Annotated in this window: 7 protein-coding genes; 3 read left to right on the forward strand and 4 right to left on the reverse strand. The window is 74.9% G+C overall.

Translation table 11 applies throughout. From position 1 onward, the window contains the following. Positions 1-8: 8 nt before the first annotated feature. From ACIQCH_RS35415 to ACIQCH_RS35425, 3 genes are all read right to left on the reverse strand, one after another. Positions 9-755 (reverse strand): response regulator transcription factor, encoded by a 747-nt coding sequence (locus ACIQCH_RS35415; RefSeq protein WP_402587923.1) that lies wholly within the window; start codon positions 753-755, stop codon positions 9-11. A gap of 77 nt (positions 756-832) precedes the next feature. Further along, positions 833-1,525: a spermidine synthase gene (locus ACIQCH_RS35420; protein WP_402587925.1), complete on the reverse strand. Its 693-nt coding sequence runs from the start codon at positions 1,523-1,525 to the stop codon at positions 833-835. Between the two features lie 230 nt (positions 1,526-1,755). Continuing rightward, on the reverse strand, positions 1,756-2,427 hold the full coding sequence (locus ACIQCH_RS35425) for a hypothetical protein (protein ID WP_402587926.1): 672 nt from the start codon (positions 2,425-2,427) through the stop codon (positions 1,756-1,758). 232 nt (positions 2,428-2,659) lie between these two features. On the opposite strand from ACIQCH_RS35425, the gene ACIQCH_RS35430 reads away from it, so the two are divergent. Beyond that, on the forward strand, positions 2,660-4,090 hold the full coding sequence (locus ACIQCH_RS35430; RefSeq protein ID WP_402587928.1) for a hypothetical protein: 1,431 nt from the start codon (positions 2,660-2,662) through the stop codon (positions 4,088-4,090). A gap of 82 nt (positions 4,091-4,172) precedes the next feature. Here ACIQCH_RS35430 and ACIQCH_RS35435 read toward each other — a convergent pair whose 3' ends face one another. After that, complete coding sequence (locus tag ACIQCH_RS35435) at positions 4,173-4,616, reverse strand: DUF4259 domain-containing protein (protein ID WP_402587930.1); 444 nt, start codon at positions 4,614-4,616, stop codon at positions 4,173-4,175. A gap of 710 nt (positions 4,617-5,326) precedes the next feature. Here ACIQCH_RS35435 and ACIQCH_RS35440 point away from each other — a divergent pair. Together ACIQCH_RS35440 and lon are read left to right on the forward strand one after the other, a co-directional pair. After that, positions 5,327-5,707 carry an FxLYD domain-containing protein gene (locus ACIQCH_RS35440; RefSeq protein WP_402587932.1) on the forward strand — a complete coding sequence of 127 codons (381 nt, stop codon included), beginning with the start codon at positions 5,327-5,329 and terminating at the stop codon, positions 5,705-5,707. Positions 5,708-5,960: 253 nt separating this feature from the next. Continuing rightward, complete coding sequence (gene lon / locus ACIQCH_RS35445) at positions 5,961-8,357, forward strand: endopeptidase La (protein ID WP_402587934.1); 2,397 nt, start codon at positions 5,961-5,963, stop codon at positions 8,355-8,357. Positions 8,358-8,571: the final 214 nt, after the last annotated feature.

Raw genomic sequence — 8,571 nt, forward strand, 5'->3', positions numbered from 1 at the left:
CCCGCCCGCTACGGGGCCGGGGTGGCCGGGGTCTCGAGCGCGTACCCGACGCCGTGGACCGTACGGATCCGCTCGGCGCCGATCTTCCGGCGCAGGGCCTTGATGTGGCTGTCCACGGTCCGGGTGCCGGACGCGTCCGCCCAGTCCCACACCTCGGCGAGCAGCTGCTCGCGGGAGAGCACCGCCCGCGGCGTGCCGGCGAGGCAGACCAGCAGGTCGAACTCGGTCGGGGTCAGGTGCACGTCCTCGGCGGACACCCGGACCCGTCGCTGTGCGTGGTCGATCTCCAGGTCGCCCAGCCGCAGCGTGCCGCCGCGGGGCGTGGTGGCGGCCTGCGTGGCGCGCTCGACGCGACGCAGCAGGACGTGCACGCGGGCGGCGAGCTCGCGCATCGAGAACGGCTTGGTCATGTAGTCGTCGGCGCCCACGCCCAGGCCGACCAGCATGTCGGTCTCGTCGTCGCGGGCGGTGAGCATCAGCACCGGCAGCGGCCGCTGGGCCTGGACCCGGCGGCAGACCTCGAGCCCGTCGAAGCCGGGCAGCATCACGTCGAGGACCAGCAGGTCGGGCTGCCAGGACTCCGCCGCGGCCACCGCGGCGGGGCCGTCACCGGCCGTCTGGACCTGGAAGCCCTCGGCGCGCAGCCGGGCCGCGATCGCGTCCGCGATCGTGTGGTCGTCCTCGACGACCAGGACGCGCCGCTGGGCACTTGGGGTCGCCGCACCGCCGTTGTGGGTGGTCTGTGTGTGTTCCATCGCCCCGCCCCTGCGAGTTGCCGGCCTTGATCCCGCCTACGTTCGGTGAGCAGCGTAGAGGACCCGCGGGCCTGCGGCTATGCGGGGTTGCGGCCGAGGTGCACGACGTCCGGGACTCCTCGGGCAACCGGCACCTCTTCGGTCCGTACCTGCTGGAATCCGGCATTCCGCATGGCCTCCTCGAAGGCGGGGGAGGGCTGCGCGGACCACACGGCGAGCACGCCGCCCGGGTTCAGCCGGGCCCGGCAGGCCGCCAGACCGGAAGAGGAATACAGGCTTCCGTTGCCTTCGGTGACCGTCCAGTCCGGACCGTTGTCGATGTCCAGGCAGAGGGCGTCGTAGCGGTCCGTGGTGGTGTGCAGGTACGCGACGAGGTCTGTGAGGAGGATCTCCACGCGGGGGTCCGCCAGCGCCTCGGCGGACAGCTCGGCCAGCGGGCCGCCGCGGTGCCAGTCCACGACGGCGGACTCGCGCTCGGCGACCGCGATCCGGCCCCACGCGTCCTGCGCGGCGGCGTGCGCGAGGGAGAACCCGACGCCGAGGCCTCCGATGAGGACGGCGGGGCGGCGGGTGGGGGCGCCGGGAGCGGGGGTGGGGTCCGTCAGCGCGCGCAGGGCGGCGTCGACGAGCAGGCGCTCGGAGCGGCCGTCGGAGGTGTCCATCAGGAAGCACCCGTTCGCGATGATCTCGTACCGCCCCTCCTCGCTGAGCCGCAGCACGACCTCCCCGTACGGACCCTCGCGCCGGTCCAGTGTCACCGCCGTGCCCATGGTTCCGCTCCGTTCCCTCGTCCCGCTCGGTCCGCCCCTACGGGACAACGGAAGCGCGGGGGAGGGGGTTGCGGCAACGGGGTTTCGGGTGGGGGCGGGGGGTGTGGTGGCTGGTTTTGGGTGGGTGGTTGCGGTGGATTGGGCTGGGTCGGTTCCGGGCGCGGCGGGTGCGTGCGGGGCCGGTGCGTTCGGGCCGGGTGGCGGTGCGACGGGCGCGGGCGGCGTGGCGGTCAGGAGAAGGGCGGGAGGGCCGTGACCACGCGGGACAGGGCGGGCGGCAGCGGGTCCGCGGCCGTGACCTCGTACCCGCCGTACACGAACCGGTACGTGAACCCGTCCGCGATCCCGCCCGGCCGGCTCACCCGCGGCAGGTGCGGGAAGTCGGCGGCCTCGAGCGCCGCCCTCAGCCGGGCGAGCTCGGCGGGGGACATGTGGCCGGTTCCGGTGGGTTCGGCGCGCCGGAGGCGCGTGACGGTGCCGTCGTCCTTGACCAGCACGCTCTCGTTCACCCCGGCCAGGCCACCGGTCCGGGTGACCCGCACGAGCCATGTGCCGACGGGCGTGGCGGCGGGTGTGGTGGTGGGACCGCCGGTCGTGCCGCCGTCGGTCGCCGGGCCGGCGGTCGACGTGGTCCCCGTGCCGCCACTGGCGGCCGTGCCCGTCCCGGCTGCCGTGCCCATGCCGGCGGCCGTGCCCGACGTGATGGACCCGGAGGGCTTGCCCGAGTCCCCCGGGCCCGAGGTCATGGCCCCGGACGCTTCGCCCGCCCCGGGCGCGCAGGCCCCGAGCCCACCGGCCACCGCACCCGTCAGCAGGGCGGCGGCCACCGCCCGCGCCACCGCGGTCCTGCGCGTGGTTCCTGGTCCGGACCAGCGGCCCGTCTGAGTGGAACTGGGCTTCACCTGCACGACACCTCCGCACCCGTTACGGCCGAGCACGAGTATGAGGGCCCCGTCCGTGCCGCGAAACCGTTCGGAGGCCGACATCAGCCGGACAGCAGATCCCCGAGGACGTCCGTCCGGCCCGCTCCGCCCGCCGGGCCCGGGCCGGCCGGCCCCGGACGCCGGGTCGACGGCCGGGGGCGCGGGTGCGGCCGTCGGTGTCGGTGTCGGTGTCGGTGACGGCTCGGTGTGGGTGGCCGCGTGGGTGCCGGCGGCCGTCGCCGTGGGACTCGGGCTGTGGGGGCTGGAGCGGGGCGGGAGCATGTGGCGGGACGAGTCCGTCACCTATCAGGTCGCCCACCGCACGCTCCCCGAACTGTGGGCGCTGCTCGGCCACGTCGACGCCGTCCACGGCCTCTACTACTTCCTGATACACGGGGTCTTCGCGCTCTGGGAAGGCGGCCTGTGGGCGCTGCGCCTGCCGTCGGTCCTCGCCACGGCCGCGGCCGCCGCGGGGGTGGGGGCGCTGGCGCACCGTCTGGCGGAGCCGCGTTCCCGGCTGCCTGCGCGGTCCGCGACCGGTTCCCGGGCACTCCTCGAGGCGTTCCGTTCGGCGGGTGGTCCGGGTGGCCGTGTGGTCCGGGTGGCTTGGGCGGGGGGTCGTGCGGTTCGGGCGGGTGGTCGCGGCGCCAGCGGGGTGGTGGCCGGGACGGCGTACGCGGTGCTGCCGCCGGTGCAGATGTACGCGCAGGAGGGGCGGTCGTACGCGCTCGTCGCCGCCGCGGTGGTCTGGGCGACGTACGCGCTGCTGCGTCGGCGCTGGGCGTCGTACACCGCGCTGGCCGTCGTGGCCTGCTGGCTGCACGAGTTCGCCGTCCTCGCGCTGGTCGCGCACGCCGTCGGCGCCCGGCGCCAACGCGCCTGGTGGCGCTGCGCGGCGGTGGTCCTGCTGTGCCTGGTCCCGCTCGGTTGGGTGAGCGCGCGCCAGGCCGGGGCGCAGCTGGGCTGGCTGGGCCGGCCGGGCGGGTCGGACTGGCTCGCGTACGCCGCGGCCGCCGCAGCGGGGCTGTGGCTGGTCCGCGGCCGGGACCCGCGCGCGGTACGGGTGGCGCTGCCGCTGCTGCTGCTCCCGGCCGGGGTGCTCCTCCCGGTGTCGCTGCTGCACCCCTGGTACGTCGACCGGTACGTGCTCTTCTCGCTCGCGGGGCTCGCACTGCTCGTCCAGCGGGTGCGGCTGGTGGCGGTGCTCGTGCTGCTGACGCTGCCCTGGACGCTGTGGCTGCGGACTCCGGACAGCCGCAAGGACGACGCCCTGGCGGTGGCGCGGGCCGTGCGGGAGCTGGCCCGGCCCGGTGACGCGGTGGTCTTCCTGCCGTCCCGGCGGCGCGAGTGGCTGCTGTCCTCCCCGGACGTGTACGGGCACCTGCGCGACGTCGCGCTGGTCCGTCCGCCCGCTGCGGAGGGCACCCTCCAGGGCTCGGAGCTGCCGTCCGAACGCATCCGATCAGCCCTGCTCGCCGGCCACCGCGCCATCGCCCTGCTCGACCCCCCTGATCAGCCCCGCGACCCGTATCCACGCGAGGCGGTCAAGCGGCAGACGCTCGTCTCGGGCTTCGAGCTCTGCGTCGTCCGCTCCGTCCACGGCGCCCGGGTGGCCCTGTTTTCGCGGCCCGGATCGTGTTGAGGGGCGGGGCTACCGGCCGGCGTGGTCGTGGGTGGGCGCGTGGGTGGTGGGTGTGTGGTGCTCGTTCACGGGTGCGTGGGGGTCAGCCTGTTTCTGGTGTGTCGTCGGGGCCGGTGGCGGGTGCCGGCGTTCCGGTGGTGGCGAGGGTGGTGCGGAGGCGGGCCAGGCCGGTTTCCCACGGGCGGTCGCCCGAAGCCTCCCAGAGCACGAGCAGTTCGGAGGGCTCGGCCAGGACGCGGTCCAGGGCCCGGACGGCCAGGGTCCGTAGGGCCGTGAGGTCGGGGAGGGGCTCTGCGGGCCCGTAGTGGGGGTCGGCGGGTTCGCCACCGCACTGCGCGGCCACCAGGGCCGCCGCCGCGACGGCCTCCGCGCCGATGTCGGCGTCAAGGTATTCGGTGGTGCTGGCAGCGCAGAGCAGGGCCTCGCGGACGAGGCAGGCGCGCCGGTCCGGGTGTGCCCGGTCGAGGGTTCCGCCGAAGTCGGCCGCGGTGTCGTTGTCGAACGGCCCGATGTCCCAGGTGCCCACATGCCCTCCCGAAGTGACGGCGCCGCCGGGGTGGTGGCGCTGTCGCGCACGATGGCAGGCGGCACTGACACCGGCGTCGGGCGGCCCGGTGGGTGGGTCGACTGCTCGTGGTTCGGCGGGTCGTGGTTCGGCGGGTCGTGGTTCGGCGGGTCGTGGTGGTGGGCGGTGTCGGGGTGGGCTCTCGCTTCGTGGGGCCGTCCCGTGGTGTGCGGGTCCCCTCGCCTCTTGACCCGTCATGGCCTGCAGGCCCTGCGGCAGGCCCACCCCTGGGGCAAGGGGGCTCCGCCCCTGGCCTGCGGCCACCCCAGGCCCGGGCCTGCCTCCGGACCAGCCTGCCATGACGCCTCAAGAGGCTTCCCCACACACCACGGGACGGCCCACTCCCTCGGGTGGTGACGCGGTCCACGCGGGGCGCGCGAGGGCGGCGCCCCCTTGGGTGGTGACAGGCGGTGGACCCCACGGAGGACGGTGACCCGGATGACGGAGGACGGAGGACGGAGGACGGAGGACGGAGGACGGTGACCCGGATGCGGGGCATCGCGGCCGGGCGGACCCTTGACCCATGACAGACCGGGAGCCGCGGGGGGTGGGACCGGCAGCCGGACGAGGGCGGGGGCCGTCAGGGACGGTCCGGGCCGGGAGGCTGGGCGCAGCCGCCGCCGGCGGCTCGGGGCGGGGCGGGACGGGCGCTCGGGTGGTCGTGCCTCGGGGTGTTCGCCGTCCTGGGGCTGCTCGCCGTCGCGGCCGTCGTCGGGCTCCTCGTCGTCGCGGACAAGGACGGTGGGGCGGAGGAGGGCGGGCCCCGCGGTGACGTGCGGCTGACGGCGTGCGTGGTGGACGCGACGACGCAGTGGCCCCACGCCGACGTGCTGGTCACCAACCGCTCGGCCAAGGCCAGCGACTACGGCGTCCACGTCGAGTTCCTCGATCCGGCCGGCAAGCGGCTGAGCGACGCCTACGGCGCGACGGACAACCTGGCGCCCGGACAGCGGGCGACCGTCCGGGTGCAGAGCCTGGACCAGGTCGCGGCCGGCACGCACTGCCGCATCGTGGACGTCAGCCGGCACATGTCCTGGCGCCCGTCCGACTGACACCGTCGTGGCGGGAGCTGACAGCCCGTCCGGGCCTGCGGCCTCCGTCCTCGGGGCTTCGGTCCGCATGCTTCGGCGTGCGCGTCCGCTCCGTGCGGCTCCATGTGCCCTTGCCGTTCCGGGCCTCCGGGACCGGCACGGTGCCGACGGCCGATACGGAGCGTTCGCCGTGGGCGAACGGAGCGTGGGGAACATTGGGCGGCGCAGATGCATTGAGTCGGCATAGCTCAACTTCACTGCCGGAGGGAAGATCATGGCTTCGATGTCCGCAACGCTCACGCTGCCCGTGCTGCCGCTCGACGACGAGGTCGTGCTGCCCGGCATGGTCGTGCCGCTCGACCTGACGGACGGCGAGGTGCGCGCCGCGGTGGAAGCCGCCCAGGCCGCGGCCCGTTCCGGCAAACCGAGGGTGCTGCTGGTGCCCCGGGTCGACGGCACGTACGCGGGTACCGGCGTGCTCGGCCGCATCGAGCAGGTCGGCCGGCTGTCCGGCGGCGACCCGGGCGCGCTGATCCGCGCGCTGGGCCGCGTCCGCATCGGCTCCGGGACCACCGGCCCCGGTGCCGCACTGTGGGTCGAGGGCGAGACCGTGCCCGAGCACGTGCCGGACCCGCTGCCCGGCGCGGTGGCCGACCTCGTCAAGGAGTACAAGGCGCTGGCGACCAGCTGGCTGAAGAAGCGCGGCGCCTGGCAGGTCGTCGACCGGGTCCAGGGCATCGAGGGCGTGGGCGCCCTCGCCGACAACTCGGGCTACTCGCCGTTCCTGACGGTGGCCCAGAAGGTCGAGCTGCTGGAGACCGCCGACCCGGTCGCCCGCCTCAAGCTCGCCGTCACGTGGCTCAGCGACCACCTCGCGGAGCAGGACGTGGCCGAGTCCATCGCCAAGGACGTCCAGGAGGGCGTCGACAAGCAGCAGCGCGAGTTCCTGCTGCGCCGTCAGCTGGAAGCCGTCCGCAAGGAGCTGCGCGAGCTCAACGGCGACGCCGAGGGCGAGGAGTCCGACGACTACCGCGCCCGGGTGGAGGCCGCGGACCTGCCGGAGAAGGTCCGGGAGGCCGCCCTCAAGGAGGTCGACAAGCTCGAGCGGTCCAGCGACCAGTCGCCCGAGGGCTCCTGGATCCGCACCTGGCTCGACACCGTCCTCGAACTGCCGTGGAACGAGCGCACCGAGGACGCGTACGACATCCAGGGCGCACGGGCGGTGCTCGACGCCGAGCACGCCGGCCTGGACGACGTGAAGGACCGCATCACCGAGTACCTGGCCGTCCGCAAGCGCCGCAGCGACCGCGGCATGGGCCTGGTGGGAGGCCGCCGCGGCGGGGCCGTACTGGCCCTCGTCGGCCCGCCCGGCGTCGGAAAGACGAGCCTGGGCGAGTCGGTCGCGCACGCGATGGGGCGCAAGTTCGTCCGGGTCGCCCTGGGCGGCGTACGCGACGAGGCGGAGGTCCGAGGCCACCGGCGCACGTACGTCGGAGCCCTGCCCGGCCGGATCGTCCGCGCCATCAAGGAGGCCGGGTCCATGAACCCGGTCGTGCTCCTCGACGAGATCGACAAGGTCGGCTCCGACTTCCGGGGCGACCCGGCGGCCGCCCTGCTGGAGGTGCTGGACCCGGCGCAGAACCACACGTTCCGGGACCACTACCTGGAGGTCGAACTGGACCTCAGCGACGTCGTCTTCCTCGCGACGGCGAACGTCCTGGAGGCCATCCCCGAGGCGCTGGCCGACCGCATGGAGCTGGTCCGCCTGGACGGCTACACCGAGGACGAGAAGGTCGTCATCGCCCGGGACCACCTGCTGCCCCGGCAGCTGGAGCGGGCCGGCCTCGACGCCGCCGAGGTGACGCTGGAGGAGTCCGCACTGCGCGCCCTGGCGGGGGAGTACACCCGGGAGGCGGGCGTCCGGAACCTGGAGCGCTCCATCGCCCGCCTGCTGCGCAAGGTGGCCTCCCAGCACGAACTGGGGCAGCGCGAACTGCCGACGACCCTCGGCGCGGACGACCTGCGCGCCCTGATCGGCCGGCCGCACCACGTGCCCGAGTCCGGTCAGGACCCGGCGGAGCGGCGCACGGCCGTGCCGGGCGTGGCCACCGGCCTCGCGGTCACCGGGGCGGGCGGCGACGTGCTGTTCGTCGAGGCCTCCCTGGCCGACCCGGAGACCGGGGCCGCCGGGCTGACCCTCACGGGCCAGCTGGGCGACGTCATGAAGGAGTCGGCCCAGATCGCTCTCAGCTTCCTGCGCTCGCACGGCGCGGAACTGGAGCTGCCCGTGGCCGACCTGAAGGACCGGGGCGTGCACATCCACTTCCCGGCGGGCGCGGTCCCCAAGGACGGCCCGAGCGCGGGCATCACCATGACCACGGCCCTGGCGTCGCTCCTGTCCGGTCGCCAGGTGCGCACGGACGTGGCGATGACCGGTGAGGTGTCGCTGACCGGCCGGGTCCTCCCGATCGGCGGCGTCAAGCAGAAGCTGCTGGCCGCGCATCGGGCGGGCCTGACGACCGTGATCATCCCGAAGAGGAACGAGCCGGACCTGGACGACGTCCCCGCCGAGGTGCTGGACAAGCTGGAGGTGCACCCCGTGACGGACGTCCGCCAGGTACTCGAGCTGGCCCTGTCGGAGGCGGACGTCGCCATCGTCACGGCCGCCTGAGCCGCCTGAGCCGTCTGCGCCGTCTGCGCCGCCTGCGCCGGGATTCGGGCGGCTGCGGCGAGCGCCGCACCGCAGCCCAACCCCCACCCGGCCCACCGGCTCCTTGGCAGTGCCGGTGGGTCCCGTGGTGTGTGGGGGAGCCTCTTGAGGCGGCATGGCAGGCTGGTCCGGAGGCAGGCCCGGGCCTGGGGTGGCCGTAGGCCAGGGCCGAAGG

It is taken from the genome of Streptomyces sp. NPDC093225, assembly GCF_044753805.1.
In the GTDB taxonomy this organism is placed as follows: Bacteria; Actinomycetota; Actinomycetes; order Streptomycetales; family Streptomycetaceae; genus Streptomyces.

Coding starts and splice junctions, on each gene's coding strand:
- lon (WP_402587934.1), top strand. CDS start 5,961: ATGGCTTCGATGTCCGCAACGCTCACGCTGCCCGTGCTGCCGCTCGAC.
- ACIQCH_RS35420 (WP_402587925.1), bottom strand. CDS start 1,525: ATGGGCACGGCGGTGACACTGGACCGGCGCGAGGGTCCGTACGGGGAG.
- ACIQCH_RS35415 (WP_402587923.1), bottom strand. CDS start 755: ATGGAACACACACAGACCACCCACAACGGCGGTGCGGCGACCCCAAGT.